This is a genomic window from Streptomyces xylophagus, from assembly GCF_000716435.1.
Taxonomy (GTDB): Bacteria; Actinomycetota; Actinomycetes; order Streptomycetales; family Streptomycetaceae; genus Streptomyces; species Streptomyces xylophagus.
This window is the reverse complement of record NZ_JNWO01000006.1, coordinates 309638-325556: the sequence shown is the minus strand read 5'-3', so window position 1 is coordinate 325556 and position 15919 is coordinate 309638. Positions and strand designations below refer to the sequence as shown.

The following is a 15919-nucleotide window of genomic DNA, read 5'->3' as shown; positions in this document are numbered from 1 at the left end:
TACGTCAGTTGAGTGAGTTTCAGCCCTTCTTGAGGATCAGCTCGGTGTTGCGGTCCTTCGCGTCGCCGCCCAGGACGGTGCTGGATCCCGGCGCGTTGTAGGACAGTTCGCGGTAGAGGGCCGCGAGGCCGGTCTGGGTGAGGTCGGAGAAGTCGGTGCGGTGCGGGGCCGCGGACTCGACGAGCGTGGTGAAGACGGAGAGCGTGCCGTCCTTGTTGTCCACCAGCTCGATGACACGGGCGAGTTGGGGATAGTCGACGTGCGAGGCCGTGGAGATCTCCCAGAAGCTGCGGCCGTCGGGCGCCGGGTGCGGGGTGATGACGTTGCGGTGGATGTGGCCGTTCACCCAGGCCAGCACGTTCGGGTGGCTGCCGAGGAGGGCGACGACCGCGTTGCCCTCGTAGCGGCGCTCGGTGGGGTGCGCCGGGTCGGGGCGGGTGTTGTCCATCGTCTTGCTGGTGTGGTGGCTGAAGATCACCGCGTACGAGTCCTTGTTGTCGCGGAGTGTCTTGTCGAGCCACCTCAACTGCGTTGCCCCGATGGACCCTTCGTAGTGGCCGCCCGCGTCCGTGGTGTCGAGGCTGATGCCGATCACGTCGTCGGCGATGCGGAACGCGTAGTACTGGGTGCCCGCGTCGACGTTCGCGGAGGAGTAGCCGTGGCCGACCGGGCCGAGGCCCTGGTAGGCCGGGTCGAGGTGGGCCTTGAGGTACTCGGCGGAGGTGTAGGGGGCGCGCTTCTCGTCCGGCGTGATCGAACGCATCGAGCGGGCGTGGGCCTTGAGGAAGTCGCGGTAACCGGTGCCCTTGGGGTCCTTGGCGTCCCGGATCGAGTTCTGCAGCTTCTTCGCCTCGGCCGCCGTCGCGGTCATCAACTTCTTGCCACCGATGGCGAGTTCGGTGAGATACGGGTCGGCGTGGGAGCCGAAGCAGCCGAGCGGGAGGGCGTCGTGGTTGCCGACCGTCGAGTACCAGGGCAGGTTGAGGCCGGGGCTGCGGACCTCGCGGATCGCGGCGGCCAGGAAGCCCTTGAGGTGCGGGAAGCCGACCTGCTTGTCGCCGTCGCGCAGGGTGGAGTCGGGCTGCCAGTACAGCTTGAGGCCGCTGTTCTGGACACCCTCGTAGTGCCGCGGGTCACCGGTGTTGGGGGTGAACCGGCCGCCACTCATGATCTTCATGAACCATTCCAGCTCGGACTTGGCGTTGTTGTCCGTGTTGTCGCCGGTGGTCATCACGAAGTGCAGCGGGGAGCCGGTCACCGGGGCGCCGCGCAGCGCGTTGACCCGCTCGACCAGCGAGATCCCGCCCTGCACGGTCAGCGCCTCGTGCGGGCGCCAGGCGTGCTTGTCGGTCGAGCGCAGGTACTCCAGCCGCAGCGGGTGCTGGCTGTCCATCAGGTGCAGGTCGGTGAACTGCACGAACGACGCGAGTGCCGTACGGCGGCCCGCGCGCCCGGACTTGGCGGCGGCGAGGTCGGCGCGCACGACGCGCTTCCAGCCGGCGCCGTCGCCGAGGCGGCGGTAGCCGGAGCTGGTGCGCGGGGCGGCGACCGTCGCGAGCGTGGTGCCCTTGGTGTACGGGGCGAGGGGGGCGGCCGGTGCCACGCGGGAGTGCGCCACGGGTGCCTCGGCGGCGGCGTTGGCGGCATCAGCGGTGGCGGTGGCGGCCTGGCTGTCGGTGGGCCGTAGGGCGTAACCGACGCCTGCGGAGACGGACACGGCCGCGGTGGCGGCGAGGACGGTACGGCGGTTGACCCCCAGCGCGGAGCTGGCGACAGAGCGTGTGCGCGACATGGCGCGATCTCCCCGAGTACGAACTGCGTCGGCAGTGGTCGCGAGGGTTCGCGGCGATCGGTTTTCGATCGCGGTCGCGAACTTCCCGCTCGTACTGGATGCTTGGCATCGGGGATGACCTGCGCGTAAACGAGACGGCAACGCGTAGCGCCGATCACCGTACGTGGATCTTGCGACACCCTGTGCGTTCGTGAACGCTCGTCGGACCGCCGGGAAGCGGCTACTCCGTGTTCATCTGGCGGGGTACTGAAGCTATTTCAGGACCCGTCCGGTGGCCGGCCGCTCCCGCCACAGCTTCAGCGCCACGTCGATCAACCCGACCCTGGTGAGGCCGGGGACGTCGTCCAGCGGGTGCCAGGCGGCCATGTCGGTGGAGCCGCCGATCTCGTGGCGGAGCTCGCCGCCGACGATCCTGCCCTCGTAGACGAGCCGGAGGCCCTGGTGGTCCAGCGGGAGTCCGTCGCTGCCCGGAAGGACGTGGTGGATCGAGTCCATGCCGAGGAAACCGGTGACCTCGATGTGGTAGCCGGTCTCCTCCTCCAGTTCGCGCACGACCGTGTCGTTCGGGTGCTCGCCGTGGTCCATGCCACCGCCGGGGAGCACCCACTCGTGTCCTCCGCCTTCGGCGGGCGATCGGGCGAGCAGGAGTTGGCCGTCCTGGACGCAGACGGCGTAGGCGGCGACCCTCAGCTTTTTGCGCATCCGGAGACGTTAAGTGCTCTGCAGTAAGTGCTGCAATGTGGATTTTTTCGGCTGTCGCGCCGTCGTGGCTGGTCGCGCAGTTCCCCGCGCCCCTTTAGGGCGCCTCAGCGCGCCGGGGTTGGGTTGGCAGGGGAGTATTCGGGAGGCGACCAGCGCAGGGGGAGCGCGGCCTGGGTCTCTACGGCCTCGGCGAGGGTGAAACGCACCCTGCGTTCCCCGTCCTCCCCGAACTCCGTCCTTGCCTCGCCGGTTAGTTGGAGTGCGGTGCCCGTTGTCCAGTCGAGGAAGAGGAGGCCCGCGCGCGGGTCGGCCAGGAGGTTGCCCAGGCTCAGGAACATGGCGTTGCCCGCGTAGTCCGGCCAGGTCAGCTCGTGGGGTGAAATCGCCTGTACGAAGCCCGGGTTGCCGCCCCGGTGGCTGGCGTCGGCGCCGTGCTCGTGGACGGTGGCGAGGAAGAAGGTGTCGGCCGCCGCGATGAACTCGGCCTGAGCCGTGGTCAGTTCGGCGCCGCGCCGGGGCTGCGCGGGTTCGCGGTCGGCGACTGTCTCGTAGGACTCTCTCCGCTGGATGTATTTGGGGCAGTTGGAGAACACGCGGTCCGCCTCGATCGCGAACCCCCTTGCCGTGGACCGGAGTCGGCCGTCGACGCGCATACGGCGGCGGGTGCGGGGGTCGAGGGCGATCGTGCCGACCGGCAGGTCCCGTGCCTCGGCGAGTGCCGGGGTGAGGGGGTCGGTCGGGCGGGTGCCGCCGGTGATGGAGATCTGGTGCGGGCCCGTCGCGCGTACGAAGCCGGGTGCGCCGGTCAGCGGTGACGCCCACACCCTGTCCGTCGCCGGGTCGGCTGCGCCCAGGATCAGGAGGGGCTGGAGTTCGAGGAAGGCGGCGGCCACGGGTTTGATGCCCTGGCCGATGATCCGGCCGACGTGGTCGGCGACTTCACGCACCCCCACCCGGTCCTGCACGACGCGAGAGCCCGCGTGATAGGTCTCCATGGCTAGAAGAAACCGCAGGTCGGGGCCTCGGCGTTGGGGGCCAGGGCGTTCTCCGCGCCGCTCGGCACCGAGATCTCCACGCGGGTGCCGTCCGGGTCGTGGAAGAAGATGCCGCCCGAGGCCGCGCCCTCACGGTGGGCGACCACACCCTCGTACGCGAACTCGGCGCCGTAGGCCTTGAGTGCCTCCTCGTACCGCTCGACCTGCTCGATCGAGTCGGCCGCGAACGCCAGGTGGTGCAGGCCGGCGCGGTCGCTGTCGTACGGCCCCTGCGCCTGCTGCCAGAGGGTGAGTACGGGGCGGCCGTCGCCGTCACCGTCTCCCAGGAACGCGTACCGGCGGTCGCCGTCCTTGCCCTCGGAGAGCGCGGCGAAGCCGAGGACATCGAGGTAGAAGGCGAGCGAGCGGTCGAGGTCGGTGACGTTCAGGCCGATGTGGCCGAGGTTCAGGGTCATGAGAAGCCCTCCCAGAATCTAACTGTTGTCAGCGACGTTAATGGTTAGGATTGAGAGCGTCAACCGGTCACGTACTCTTGACCGGTTAGATCAGAAGAGAGGCTCCCGATATGCCGAAGCCCACGTCGAAGCCGACGCCCCTCACCGAGGACCCCCGGCCGCTCATCGGCGAGCCGCTCGCGCTCGACCTGCTCAACACGTGGTGGATGCGGGACGGGGCCGTACAGGATCTGCTCACGATCCCGGGCGGGTTCGCCGTGTGGCTCGGCTCGAACGGGCTCGGCGAGCGGTTCGCGGCCGACACGATCACCCTGACGGCCACCAACATCGCGCGCGGCGCGCTGAAGGAGGCGGTGGACGGCGGCCGCACGGACGATCTCGACGCCGTGCTCGGCATGGGACGCATCCGCGCCACCCTCACCGCCGACGGGCCCGGCGAGGTGCCCGAGTTCGAGGACCCCCGGTGGGGCCCCGGCTGGCTCGCCGCCCGCAGCTATCTGGAGCTGCTCTCCACCGCACCCGACCGCATCCGCCGCTGCGCCCACGACGCGTGCATCCTGCACTTCCTCGACACGTCGAGGAACGGCACCCGCCGCTGGTGCTCCATGGCGTCCTGCGGCAACCGCGCGAAGGCGTCCCGCCACTACGCGCGCTCGAAGGAGTTCTGAACCCCCCTGACCGGGATAGGGGGTTTTCCCCATACATCCATATCGATTCGGTCAACACTTCCCAAACAACTGTCCCTTGGGTAAAGCTGTGCCCTCGTCCGGCACTGGATTCTTCACCTACAAGGGATGCCGATGACCCTCAACCCCAAGAGACGCGTGGCCCGAATATCCGTGGCCGCCGGTCTCGTCGCCGCGCTCTCCGCGGCCGGGCCGATACCCATGGCCTTCTCCGCCGACGCGCCGTCCGCCGCCACACCCACGGACGGCACCGTCAAGTCCGCCGCCGCCAAGCTCGGTTCGGACGACGCCGATCTGCTCGCCGCCGCCAAGGCCGACGGCGACAAGAACGTCACGATGATGATCGCCACCGCGCCGGGCGCGACCGAGCAGGTCGCCCAGCAGCTGGACGCGGTCAAGGGCGGCTCCGTGGGCCGCACCTACGACAAGCTCGGCTACGTCCGCGCGACCGTCCCGACCGGCAAGGCGGACTCGGCGATCGCCGCCGCCGCGAAGCTGTCCTCCGTGCACGCCATCGACCTGCGGCAGGAGATCGCGCTCGACGATCCGACGCCGAGCGCGGACACCGCGAACGGCGCCAAGAGCGCGTCCACCGCGGCCACTTACTCCGGGCCGAACAAGAACACCCCCGCCGAGAACCCGTACAACCCGTCCTTCGAGACGGGCGCCGTCGACTTCGTGAAGAAGAACCCGAAGGCGGACGGCCGAGGCATCACCATCGGCATCCTCGACTCCGGCGTCGACCTCGGCCACCCGGCGCTGCAGAAGACCACCACCGGCGAGCGCAAGATCGTCGACTGGGTCACCTCGACCGACCCGATCGTCGACAGCGACCAGACCTGGCGCCCGATGGTCACGGCCGTGTCCGGCCCGACCTTCACCTACGGCGGCCTGACGTGGACGGCGCCGACGGGGTCGTACGAGATCAGCACGTTCAAGGAGTCGTACACCACCGGCGGTGACGCGGCGGGCGACGCGAACCGGGACGGGGACACCACCGACTCGTGGGGTGTCCTGTACGACCCGACGGCCGGCACGGTCACCGTCGACCTGAACAACAACCACGACTTCGCCGACGACACGCCGATGAAGCCGTACAAGGACGGTTACCAGGTCGGCTACTTCGGTACCGACAACCCGGCGACGGACGTCGTCGAGCGGCAGCCGTTCGTCGTGCAGATCCGCAAGGACGTCCCGATGGACCCGTACGGCGGGTCCTGGGTCGGCAAGACGGCCGACTTCGTCAACATCGGTGTCATCGAGTCCGAGCACGGCACGCACGTCGCCGGTATCACCGCGGCGAACGGCCTGTTCGGCGGCAAGATGAACGGCGAGGCCCCGGGCGCGAAGATCGTCTCCTCGCGCGCCTGCACCTGGACCGGCGGCTGCACCAACGTGGCGCTCACCGAGGGCATGATCGACCTCGTCGCCAACCGCGGTGTCGACATCGTCAACATGTCGATCGGCGGCCTGCCCGCCCTGAACGACGGCAACAACGCGCGCGCCGAGCTGTACACGCGGCTCATCGACACGTACGGCGTGCAGCTCGTGATCTCGGCCGGCAACTCCGGTCCGGGCGCCAACACGATCGGCGACCCCGGCCTGGCCGACAAGGTGATCTCGGTCGGCGCCTCGATCTCGAAGGAGACGTGGGCGGCCAACTACGGCTCGCAGGTGACGAGGAAGTACCAGCTGCTGCCGTTCTCCTCGCGCGGCCCGCGTGAGGACGGCGGCTTCACGCCGACGCTCGTCGCGCCCGGCGCCGCGATCAACTCCACCCAGACCTGGCTGCCGGGCTCCCCGGTCGCCGAGGCGGGCTACACGCTGCCGGCCGGCTACTCGATGCTCCAGGGCACCTCGATGGCCTCCCCGCAGGCCGCGGGCGCCTCGGCGCTGCTGCTGAGCGCGGCCAAGGCGAAGCACATCGCCCTCACCCCGGCCACCCTGCGCACCGCGCTGACCTCGACCGCCGATCACATCAAGGGTGTTCAGGCGTACGAGGAGGGCGCGGGCCTCATCAACATCGTGGACGCGTGGGACGCCATCCGTGACGGTGCCACCTCCCACGACTACACGGTGAAGGCTCCCGTCGACACCGCGATCGACTACGCGTTGAAGACGCCCGGCTTCGGAACCGGTCTCTACGACCGCGAGGGCGGCCTCAAGGCCGGCGCTAAGAAGACGTACGACGTCGTCATCACGCGAACCTCCGGTGCGGACAAGGCCGTTCGGCACGAGCTGCACTTCGAGAACAACGCCGGTGGCACCTTCCGGATCGTCGGCTCGGACGAGGTCAAGCTCCCGCTGAACCAGCCGGTGACCGTCAAGGTGCAGGCGGCGCCGAAGAGTTCGGGCATCAAGAGCGCGATCCTGGAGGTCGACGACCCGAAGACCGAGGGCGTCGACAAGCAGATCCTCACCACGGTCGTGGTCTCCACCCCCGTCAACTACACCTACTCGAAGTCGAGTTCGGTGCAGCGCAACAGCACGCAGTCGTACTTCGTGACCGTCCCCGAGGGCGCCAAGGCCTTCGAGGTCGCGATCAGCGGGCTGAAGGACAAGAGCCAGACCCGGTTCATCGCCATCCACCCGTACGGCGTTCCGGTCGACAACACCGGCACCCCGTACTGCTACAACAACTACCTCGACGGCAACGGCTGCAAGCCCGACGTGCGGTCGTACGCCGACCCGCAGGCCGGTGTCTGGGAGATCGAGGTCGAGGCGCGCCGTACGTCGCCGCTGCTCGACAACCCGTACAAGCTGGACGCCACCGTCCTCGGCGCGGCTTTCGACCCGGAGACCGTGACCGTGCCCGAGGCCAAGGTCGGCGTCCCGGCCACCGCCTCGTGGAAGGTGACGAACAACTACGCGGCTCTCACCGGCACGTTGAAGGGCGGCCCGCTCGGTTCCTCGCTGACCGCGCGGCCCACCATCACCGAGGGCGTCACCCAGACCACCACGGTCGACGTGCCCGCCGGCGCCACCTCCCTGAATGTCTCCATCGGCAACGTCTCGGACACGGCGGCGGACCTGGACCTGACGGTGTACAACTCCGCCGGGACCGTCGTCGGCCAGTCCGCCGACGGCGACTCGGAGGAGGCGGTCTCCGTCGCCAACCCGGCCGCCGGTACCTACACGGTCGAGGTCGCCGGCTACTCGGTGCCGTCCGGCTCGACCGCGTACGACTACCTGGACGTGTTCTACTCGGCCGCGCTCGGCACGGTCACCGTCGACGACTCGACCCCGGTCAAGCTCGCCACGGGCGCCTCGGCGACCGTCTCCGGCAGCGTCACCGCCCTGGCGGCCGCTCCGGCGGGCCGTGAGTTCTTCGGCCAGGTCCAGCTCGTCAACGCCCACGGCACGGTCGCGGGCCTGGGCAGCGTGAAGATCGAGAAGGTCACGTCGTAGTACGGAAGTTCACGTCGTAGTACGGATACGGCGGTAGGAGGGCGGGCGTCCACAGCGGGCGCCCGCCCTTTCGCGTTCACGGTCCGTCGGTCGGTTCCTCGGCCGGGCAGGTGGTGGTGCGGGAGCCGGGCAGGGCCTTGAGGATCCAGGCCCGGTTCGCGGCGACACGGTCGTCGCCCACGGCCCACAGGCTCGCGTTCCGCGCGTCCTGCCCGACCTCGACCAGCACGTGCTGGCCCACGCGCGGCCGCGGGTCCGCCCCGCCGTCGAGGAGGAAGGACACCTGGGACGGGCCCTTGGCGGGCTTGTAGGAGCGGATCACGGTCAGCACGATCCGGGTCCAGGGATCGTCCGTCCGCGTCTCCACCCGGGCCACCGTGCCCTCCACGACGAGCCGGTCGCAGGCCAGCGCCAGCGCGGGGTCGGACGGCACCCCCCCGTCACCGGACAGCTTGTCCGGTGCCTGCTCGCTGGTCTTGGACCCGGAGTCCGCGCTGCCGCCCGACGCGGAGGAGACCCCGTTGTGCGCGGCCAGCCAGGCGAGCCCGGTGATCATCGTGGCGACGACCGCCATGGCGAGGGTGCCGTAGGCGAGGACGCGCAGGCCGGGGTGGCGTCGGCGGGCCGGCCTCGGTGCGGGCGCGCGGCGGACCTCGGGCACGGGTTCCGCAGCCAGGGCCTCCCCGATGAGCCCCAACTGCTCCCTCAACAGCGCCACATCGGCCGTAGCGCCCCGGTGTTCGGCCATGAACGCGGCGTCCGCGCGGGCCGCGTCCGGCAACGGCTCGTCCGTGATCGCGGCCATCAGCGCGTCCACGCCGTCGTACTCGGCAGCCACGTCACACCACCTCGTCCTCGTGCAGGCGGTCGCGCAGGGCGCGGACCGCGGAGTGCAGCCGGCTCTTGACCGTGCCTTCCGGGATGCCGAGTTCCTCGGCGATCCCGCGCACCGGCAGATCGGCGAAGAACCGCAGGACGAGGACCTGACGCTGTTGGTCGGGCAGCTCGTCCAGCCCCTGGGCCACCGCCAGGGACAGGACACTCGTGTCCTCGCCGGAGGGGTGCTCCAGCTGGCGCAGGGAGGCCAGCCGCTCCCCCACCCGCTCCTGACGGCGTTTGGCCCGGTGCCAGTCCATGGCGAAGTTCGAGGCGACGACCGCCGCCCACGCCGAGACGTCGCGCGGCGCCTCGTCGCCCTTCGCCGCCCGTTCCAGCAACCGCAGCCGTACCTGCTGGACGCCGTCCGGCAGATCCGTCTGCGGCACCCCGCCGAGCGCGAGCACCGCCCGCACCCGCCGCTCCTGGGCCGCGTCCAGAGGATCAGCACCCTCCTGGACACGGCGGGCCTTTCTGCGCAGCACAAGCCACCCCCCTCACCGCGTTTCCTCTACGACGCCGGAGCGCACGGAAACGTTCGGAGGCGTACGTCACATCCGCAAGAGCCGCGTCCCATTCCTCGGGCATGCGGGGCAAAGAATTGGACAGGTGGACCGGGGTCGGCCGCATGATGGAAACGCCGCAGACGTACAGGAACAGGTGAAGGAGTCGCTGTGAGGGTCGGAATCGTCGGAGCCACCGGTCAGGTCGGCACGGTCGTGCGCAGGATTCTCGTCGAGCGGAACTTTCCGACGACCGAGCTGCGGCTGTTCGCCTCGGCCCGCTCGGCGGGGACGGTCCTGGACGGCGTGACGGTCGAGGACGCGGCGAGCGCCGACTACACCGGCCTCGACATCGTCATCTTCTCCGCGGGCGGCTCGACCTCCAAGGCGCTGGCCGAGAAGGTCGCCGCGCAGGGCGCCGTCGTGATCGACAACTCCTCGGCCTGGCGCAAGGACCCGGACGTACCCCTCGTGGTCTCCGAGGTGAACCCGCACGCGATCGCGGACCGCCCCAAGGGCATCATCGCCAACCCGAACTGCACGACGATGGCCGCGATGCCGGTCCTGAAGCCGCTGCACGCGGAGGCCGGTCTCGAAGCGCTGGTCGTCGCCACGTACCAGGCGGTGTCCGGTTCCGGTCTGGCCGGTGTGGCCGAACTGCACGGCCAGGCGCAGAAGGTCGTCGCCGACGCCGACAAGCTCACGCACGACGGCAGCGCGGTCGACTTCCCCGAGCCGCAGGTCTACAAGCGGCCCATCGCCTTCAACGTGATCCCGCTCGCGGGCTCGATCGTCGACGACGGCCTGAACGAGACCGACGAGGAGCAGAAGCTCCGCAACGAGTCCCGCAAGATCCTGGAGATCCCGGAGCTGAAGGTCTCCGGCACCTGCGTGCGTGTCCCGGTCTTCTCCGGCCACTCCCTCCAGGTCAACGCCCGTTTCGCCCGCCCCCTCACGGTCGAGCGCGCCACGGAGCTGCTCGGCGGCGCCCCGGGCGTGGCCCTCTCCGACATCCCGACCCCCCTCCAGGCGGCCGGCCAGGACCCGTCCTACGTCGGCCGCATCCGCGCCGACGAGACGGTCGAGCACGGTCTCGCCCTGTTCATCTCCAACGACAACCTCCGCAAGGGCGCCGCGCTGAACGCGGTGCAGATCGCGGAGCTGGTGGCGGCGGAGCTCAAGGGCAAGTAAGGCAAGTAGGGCAAGTAGGGCACGGCGAAGGGGCGCCCACCGGTGCACGGTGGGCGCCCCTTCAGCGTGTCCCGGTCACAGGTCCGGCGCCGACTCCAGCGTGACGTCCGCGGCGAAGACGCGGTTGCCGTTCTGCTCCAGGGTGACGAGCACCCGTCGGCGGCCCAGCGCGTCGGACGGGAGCCGGTCCACCCAGATCCAGCAGGGCGCGTCGAACTCGGCGTACCGCACGAACTCGGTCTCCATGGCGACGACGGTCGTCGCGCGGGCGCTGACCGCGTGGGCGGCCTGGCGGGCGGCCTCCAGCAGGAGCATGCCGGGGGCATGGTCGACCGGGTGGTCGAAGAGCACCGGGTGGGCGAGGTCCGTCCTGAGCCGGTAGCGGCCGGACGCGTCCGCGGGGGACAGCACCACGTCCTCGGGACGGGTCCGGCCCACCAGCTCCGGCGCGAGGGCCGGACCGGGCGGCAGGGCCCTCGTCCGGGCCTCGCGGAGGTCGGCGTACGGGCCGCGCAGGCGCTGGTAGACGGCGGGCGGCTGGCTGTTGAAGCGGGTGCGCGCGGTGCCGAGACGCTGGCCGTTCAGGGCGATGTCCACCGCCATGGTGAGGGCGGCGAGCCGGGTGCCCCGGCGGACGATGTCCGAGCAGGCGATGCGCAGTTCGAGCTCGGCGGGCGCGGTGGTCGCCACCATGGCCACGGAGTCCAGCTCGAAGCGCAGGTGCTCCCAGGCCTGGCGGTGCCCGAACGGGACACCGTAAGCGACATGGGACAGCAGCGGGACGGCCTGGCGTACGGACTCGGCGAGCAGGAGCGGGTCGTGCAGGCCGTGGACCGGGCGGTAGAACGAGTGGGCGCGCGGCCAGTGCGCGGTGACGGCGTAGGAGTCGTCACCCAGGACGCGCCAGGACGAGAGCAGGACCTCCGCCCCGTTGCTCTTGTGCACATGGCTCTGCAGCACGGCCATGGATATTTGCTGGTTCGACACTCCGGACATACAAGATCCCCCCATCAGTTCGGATGCAGAACAACATAAAGAGCGTTCTGTTTTCCTAGGTCAAGCGCTGGCAAATAATTCTCATGTCTTGGGTCAAGAACTCAAGGAGACGGGGGCATATTCGCCGCCCGAAGGGTTGCCAGCACGGGGTCGGCCGTCGATAACATAAGGAGCGTTCTACTTTTTGGAGGTACCACCGATGGCCGCGAAGCAGGAGCGTGCAGTGCAGACCCGGGAGTCGCTGCTGCGGGCGGCCGCGGAGGTCTTCGACGAGTACGGCTACTCCGGGGCGAGCATCAACCGCATCCTGAAACGCGCCGGGCTCACCGCCGGGGCGCTCTACTTCCACTTCGACTCCAAGGAGGACCTGGCCCGGGCGGTGATGAACAGCCAGCCCGAGAGCATCGTCCCGTGGCTGGACTCCCGGGGCCTGCAGCGGCTCGTGGACATCACGCTCACCTGGGCCCGCCGGCTCCAGGAGGACCCGATGCTGCGGGCCGGCGTCCGGCTGACCAACGAGCAGGCCTCGTTCGGGCTGCAGGACGCCACCCCGTACCGCGAATGGGCCGAGATCATGGCCCACTGCCTGCGGGACGCGCACGAGCGCGGGGAACTCCAGGCCGGAGTGGAGCCCGAGGAGGTCGGCGAGTTCGTCGTCGAGGCGTGTACGGGCATGCAGATGTTCTCCGCCGTCGCGAGCGGCCGGGCCGACCTGATGGAGCGCACCACGAGGATGTGGCGACTGCTCCTGCCCGGCATCGCGGTCCCGGCGATCGTGGCCCGCACCGAGGTGAGCCCGGACCGCGTCCGCACCCCGGCGGCCTGACCACCCCACCACCCCCTGCGCACGGAGGTTTGATGTCCCACGGTTTCGAGCGCCTGAAGCTCGCCGCGCTCAACATCGACGGAGTCCTGCTGAACGACACGTTCAGCCCCGTGATCCACCACTTCGTCGTCAGCCGGGGCGGCCGGTACACGGCCGACCTGGAGCGCTCGGTGTTCTCCCAGCAACAGGCCGTCGCGGGGCGCAACATGGCCGCGGCGGTACCCGGCGGCCTGACCGGCCCCGAGGCACTGGCGGCCTACTTCGAGGAACGCGACGCCTACGTCGCCCGCCACCCCGTCCGCCTCAACTCCGGCGCGACAGCCCTGGTCGAGCGCCTGCGCGCACTCGGCCTGCGGACGGTCTGCTACGGCGGGCTGTCCGCCGAGCACTTCGAGCGCTTCCTCGGCGACCACGCCGCCCTGTTCGACGGGCCCGGGTACGTGTGCACCAACGACTTCCGCCCCGGCGTCCACGAGATCACCACCGACGTCTTCGGCCTGCGCCACGACGAGGCGCTGTTCGTGGACGACGTGGCCCGGGTCGCCGAGACGGCGCGGGAACTCGGGGTCGGGTTCATCGGGCACCCCACCGACTTCGTCCACAGCCATCAGCCCCGGCTGATGCGCGAGGCGGGCGTACGGCACCTGGTCGACTCCCTGGACGCGATCGACGAGCCGCTGCTGCGCACCGTCGACGCGGAGCTGGCCCGCGGCACCTTCTGGGACCGGGCGGCCGGCCGGGAGTCCGCGGAGGCGGTCGGCGCCGACGCGTGAACGGCCTTGCCGGGCAGGTCACTTACCCATCGAGTCTCAGCACGGGGGAACCACACCATGAGCAGTGAGCACCGCATACTCGCCGACCGGGTCGTCATGATCACCGGTGCGTCCAGCGGCATCGGCGCCGCCGCGGCACGGCTGTTCGCGCAGGAGGGGGCCGCGGTCGTCCTCATGGCCCGGCGCGCGGACCGGCTGCACGCCCTCGCCGCCGACCTCGCCGCCACGGGCGCCCGGACACTGGCGGTGCCCGGCGACGTCGCCTCGGCCGAGGACGTCGAGCGCGTCGTCGAGGCGGCCGTCGAACGGTTCGGCCGGCTCGACTGCGCCTTCAACAACGCCGGTTACGCCACCGCCGGCGTCCCGCTGCACGAGACGGACCCCGAGGTCTACGAACGCACCCTGGACGTCAACGTCCGCGGGGTCTGGAACTGCCTGCGCCACCAGATCCCGCCCATGCTGAAGCAGGGCGGCGGAGCGATCGTCAACACCTCCAGTGTCGCCGGGCTGCGGGCCACCGGGGCGTCCGCCGCGTACGTGGCCGCCAAGCACGCGGTGATCGGACTGACCCGGGCCGCCGCGGCCGAGTACGGGGAGCGCGGCATCCGGGTCAACGCCCTCGTCGTGGGCAGCACCCGCACCGAGATGATGGAAGAAGTACTGGGCCAGGCACCGGAGTTGGAAGAACGCTTCGCGGCGGAGGCCATCCAGAAGCGGATGGCGGCCCCCGTCGAGGTGGCCCAGGCCGCGGCCTGGCTGTGCAGCGACCGGTCCTCGTTCGTCACGGGCGCGGCGGTACCGGTCGATGGGGGCGCGACGGCTGCCTGACCGGGCTGTTGCCGCCGACCACACCTCGACTCCCTTGATGCTGGCGCTACTTGGGGCAGTTGGCGGTGCCACTGCGGCCTGACCCCGGTGTCGCCGTCGAACAGACCCCAACTCCCTTGATGCTGGCGCTACTTGGGCCATTCGGCGTGGGACTGCTTGGGCCATTCGGCGGCGCCGCTACCGCCCGACCCTGCTGTCGCCGCCGCACTCACCCCAACTCCCGCAATCCCGGCGCTACTTGGGTCAGTCGGCGGCGACAGCGGGCTCCCGCGCTGATGTCCTGACGGCACACCCGTTGCCGTACCAGCGCGAAGGAGTCCGCCATGCCTCGGGCCGCAGCGACCCGCCCGCCCCAGCTCCCACTCGTCAAGTCCCGGCCGCCGGAGGGCCGTTCGGCCTCGCGTGCGCTGGCCGTGCTGGGGCTCAGCTCCTTCGTGGTGGGCACCTCCGAGTTCGTCGTGGTCGGCGTGCTGGACCGGATCGCCACCGGGCTGCAGGTCTCCGTGAGCACCGTCGGCCTGCTGGTGACGGCCTACGCGCTGGGCGTCTGCTTCGGCGGCCCGGCGCTGACCGTGCTCACGATCCGGCTCCCGCGCCGCACCCTGCTGTGCGGCGCGCTGGCCCTGTACGCCGCGGCGAACGGGCTCGCCGCGGTGTCCGGCGGCTTCGCCGTGCTCCTCGTGGTGCGGGCGGTCTCCGGAGCCGTGCACGGGCTGTTCGTCGGCGTCGCCTCGGCCGCCGCCGCGAGCCTGGCCGGGCCCGAGCGCCAGGGGCGTGCGGTGGCCGTGGTCTTCGGCGGCATCGCGGCGGCCAACCTGCTGGGCGTGCCGCTGGCCACCTACGCCGGCCATGTCCTCCCGTGGCAGTCGGTGTTCGCGGGCATCGCCGTGCTGGCCTGCGCCGCGCTCGGACTGACGCTCGCGGTGGTCCCGCCGGTGGCGAACAGCGGACACGGTGCGCTGCGCGCGCAGACCCGGTACGTGCTGCGGCGGCCCCCGCTGCTGGCGCTCGCCGTCGCGATCCTGCTGTTCTGCGGCCAGTTCACTGTGTTCACCCTCCTCGGAACCTACCTCCAGCGCGTCACCGGGGTGTCCGGCGGCCAAGTCGGCGCCTTCCTCCTGGTGTTCGGCGCCGCCGGCAGCGTGGGCACGCTCCTGGGCGGCCGCTTCGCCGACCGGGACACCGGCCGGACGCTGATGGTGGCCGGCGTGGTACTGACCCTGACCCTGGCCCTGCTGTTCCCGGCGGGCCACCACCCCCTGACAGCAGCCGCGACCCTGGCCGTGTTCGGCCTGTTCGGCTTCGGCCTGGCCCCCGCCCTGCAACTGCGCACCATCGAACTGGCAGGCCCCGGCGGCGACTTGGCCGCCACACTCGGCGCCTCCGCAGGCAACGCGGGCATCGCCGCCGGCTCCGCCCTGGCAGGTTGGTTCAGCACGCGGTACGGCCTCACTGCTCTGCCACTGGCCGGGGCGGGCATCTGTGCGGTGACGCTGCCGCTGGTGTGGGTACTGCGGCGGGCCCGGGCGACGACCAAGGAGGTGTGACACACCCGGGTCGACCGGCTCGACGCCCACACCGACTCACCATGCCGCCGGCCCGACGCGGACAGCCGCACGGCGACACTCCCCCGGTGTGACCCGGCCGACAACCGCGGACGGGTGACACTCCCGGGCAGGTACGTCGGCGCGACACCCGCCACGGAGACACCACACTGTCGCCGCCCGACGCAACCACCTGCGCGACAACACTCCCCTGATACGGGCCCTGCCCCCGACCCCACCGACAACCCCGGAGGAGTGACACCCCCCGGGCAAGCCGGTGCGGCACCCACCACAGAGACACCACACTCCTGCCGCCCGACGCGACGTCCGCACTGCAACACTCC

14 protein-coding genes are annotated in these 15919 nt (G+C 70.7%); 7 read left to right on the top strand and 7 right to left on the bottom strand.

Annotated elements, in window-relative coordinates; all coding sequences use genetic code 11:
* Nucleotides 1–19 precede the first annotated feature (19 nt).
* The 4 genes from OO70_RS14885 to OO70_RS14870 all read right to left on the bottom strand — a co-directional run bounded on the left by OO70_RS14885 (nt 20) and on the right by OO70_RS14870 (nt 3944).
* The gene (locus OO70_RS14885) at nt 20–1792 is read right to left on the bottom strand and encodes a TIGR03767 family metallophosphoesterase (protein WP_043669792.1); all 1773 of its coding nucleotides are present in this window, start codon (nt 1790–1792) and stop codon (nt 20–22) included.
* A 252-nt stretch (nt 1793–2044) separates the two neighbouring features.
* Complete coding sequence (locus OO70_RS14880; RefSeq protein ID WP_043669789.1) at nt 2045–2494, bottom strand: NUDIX hydrolase; 450 nt, start codon at nt 2492–2494, stop codon at nt 2045–2047.
* 104 nt (nt 2495–2598) lie between these two features.
* A complete protein-coding gene (locus OO70_RS14875; protein WP_043669786.1) occupies nt 2599–3489 on the bottom strand; it encodes a pyridoxamine 5'-phosphate oxidase family protein in 891 nt (296 codons plus the stop codon).
* A 2-nt stretch (nt 3490–3491) separates the two neighbouring features.
* On the bottom strand, nt 3492–3944 hold the full coding sequence (locus OO70_RS14870) for a VOC family protein (RefSeq protein ID WP_043669783.1): 453 nt from the start codon (nt 3942–3944) through the stop codon (nt 3492–3494).
* A gap of 110 nt (nt 3945–4054) precedes the next feature.
* Here OO70_RS14870 and OO70_RS14865 point away from each other — a divergent pair, with 110 nt between their 5' ends.
* Together OO70_RS14865 and OO70_RS14860 are read left to right on the top strand one after the other, a co-directional pair.
* Entirely contained in the window at nt 4055–4612 is a 558-nt protein-coding gene (locus OO70_RS14865) for a CGNR zinc finger domain-containing protein (RefSeq protein WP_043669780.1), read from the top strand.
* 132 nt (nt 4613–4744) lie between these two features.
* Nucleotides 4745–8038 carry a S8 family serine peptidase gene (locus OO70_RS14860; protein ID WP_043669778.1) on the top strand — a complete coding sequence of 1098 codons (3294 nt, stop codon included), beginning with the start codon at nt 4745–4747 and terminating at the stop codon, nt 8036–8038.
* A gap of 76 nt (nt 8039–8114) precedes the next feature.
* On the opposite strand, the gene OO70_RS14855 is transcribed toward OO70_RS14860, so the two are convergent.
* Nucleotides 8115–8876 (bottom strand): hypothetical protein, encoded by a 762-nt coding sequence (locus OO70_RS14855; RefSeq protein WP_043669775.1) that lies wholly within the window; start codon nt 8874–8876, stop codon nt 8115–8117.
* Between the two features lies 1 nt (nt 8877).
* Nucleotides 8878–9399 (bottom strand): sigma-70 family RNA polymerase sigma factor, encoded by a 522-nt coding sequence (locus tag OO70_RS14850; protein ID WP_043669772.1) that lies wholly within the window; start codon nt 9397–9399, stop codon nt 8878–8880.
* A 189-nt stretch (nt 9400–9588) separates the two neighbouring features.
* Between OO70_RS14850 and OO70_RS14845 the strand changes: the two genes are divergently transcribed.
* Complete coding sequence (locus OO70_RS14845) at nt 9589–10608, top strand: aspartate-semialdehyde dehydrogenase (RefSeq protein ID WP_043669769.1); 1020 nt, start codon at nt 9589–9591, stop codon at nt 10606–10608.
* 75 nt (nt 10609–10683) lie between these two features.
* Here OO70_RS14845 and OO70_RS14840 read toward each other — a convergent pair whose 3' ends face one another.
* Nucleotides 10684–11574 carry a ScbA/BarX family gamma-butyrolactone biosynthesis protein gene (locus OO70_RS14840; RefSeq protein WP_078651413.1) on the bottom strand — a complete coding sequence of 297 codons (891 nt, stop codon included), beginning with the start codon at nt 11572–11574 and terminating at the stop codon, nt 10684–10686.
* A gap of 229 nt (nt 11575–11803) precedes the next feature.
* Between OO70_RS14840 and OO70_RS14835 the strand changes: the two genes are divergently transcribed.
* The 4 genes from OO70_RS14835 (at nt 11804) to OO70_RS14820 (ending at nt 15578) form a co-directional block, all read left to right on the top strand.
* Entirely contained in the window at nt 11804–12430 is a 627-nt protein-coding gene (locus OO70_RS14835; RefSeq protein ID WP_043669766.1) for a ScbR family autoregulator-binding transcription factor, read from the top strand.
* A 32-nt stretch (nt 12431–12462) separates the two neighbouring features.
* Nucleotides 12463–13203, top strand: coding sequence for an HAD family hydrolase (locus tag OO70_RS14830; RefSeq protein ID WP_043669763.1), 741 nt, complete (start codon nt 12463–12465; stop codon nt 13201–13203).
* 57 nt (nt 13204–13260) lie between these two features.
* Complete coding sequence (locus OO70_RS14825; RefSeq protein WP_078651412.1) at nt 13261–14031, top strand: SDR family NAD(P)-dependent oxidoreductase; 771 nt, start codon at nt 13261–13263, stop codon at nt 14029–14031.
* 323 nt (nt 14032–14354) lie between these two features.
* Nucleotides 14355–15578: an MFS transporter gene (locus OO70_RS14820; protein ID WP_051741215.1), complete on the top strand. Its 1224-nt coding sequence runs from the start codon at nt 14355–14357 to the stop codon at nt 15576–15578.
* Nucleotides 15579–15919: the final 341 nt, after the last annotated feature.

Excerpts from the sequence above, each read along its gene's own strand:
- OO70_RS14885 (WP_043669792.1), bottom strand. The coding sequence starts at position 1,792 with ATGTCGCGCACACGCTCTGTCGCCAGCTCCGCGCTGGGGGTCAACCGC.
- OO70_RS14880 (WP_043669789.1), bottom strand. The coding sequence starts at position 2,494 with ATGCGCAAAAAGCTGAGGGTCGCCGCCTACGCCGTCTGCGTCCAGGAC.
- OO70_RS14875 (WP_043669786.1), bottom strand. The coding sequence starts at position 3,489 with ATGGAGACCTATCACGCGGGCTCTCGCGTCGTGCAGGACCGGGTGGGG.
- OO70_RS14870 (WP_043669783.1), bottom strand. The coding sequence starts at position 3,944 with ATGACCCTGAACCTCGGCCACATCGGCCTGAACGTCACCGACCTCGAC.
- OO70_RS14865 (WP_043669780.1), top strand. The coding sequence starts at position 4,055 with ATGCCGAAGCCCACGTCGAAGCCGACGCCCCTCACCGAGGACCCCCGG.
- OO70_RS14860 (WP_043669778.1), top strand. The coding sequence starts at position 4,745 with ATGACCCTCAACCCCAAGAGACGCGTGGCCCGAATATCCGTGGCCGCC.
- OO70_RS14840 (WP_078651413.1), bottom strand. The coding sequence starts at position 11,574 with ATGGCCGTGCTGCAGAGCCATGTGCACAAGAGCAACGGGGCGGAGGTC.
- OO70_RS14835 (WP_043669766.1), top strand. The coding sequence starts at position 11,804 with ATGGCCGCGAAGCAGGAGCGTGCAGTGCAGACCCGGGAGTCGCTGCTG.
- OO70_RS14830 (WP_043669763.1), top strand. The coding sequence starts at position 12,463 with ATGTCCCACGGTTTCGAGCGCCTGAAGCTCGCCGCGCTCAACATCGAC.
- OO70_RS14825 (WP_078651412.1), top strand. The coding sequence starts at position 13,261 with ATGAGCAGTGAGCACCGCATACTCGCCGACCGGGTCGTCATGATCACC.
- OO70_RS14820 (WP_051741215.1), top strand. The coding sequence starts at position 14,355 with ATGCCTCGGGCCGCAGCGACCCGCCCGCCCCAGCTCCCACTCGTCAAG.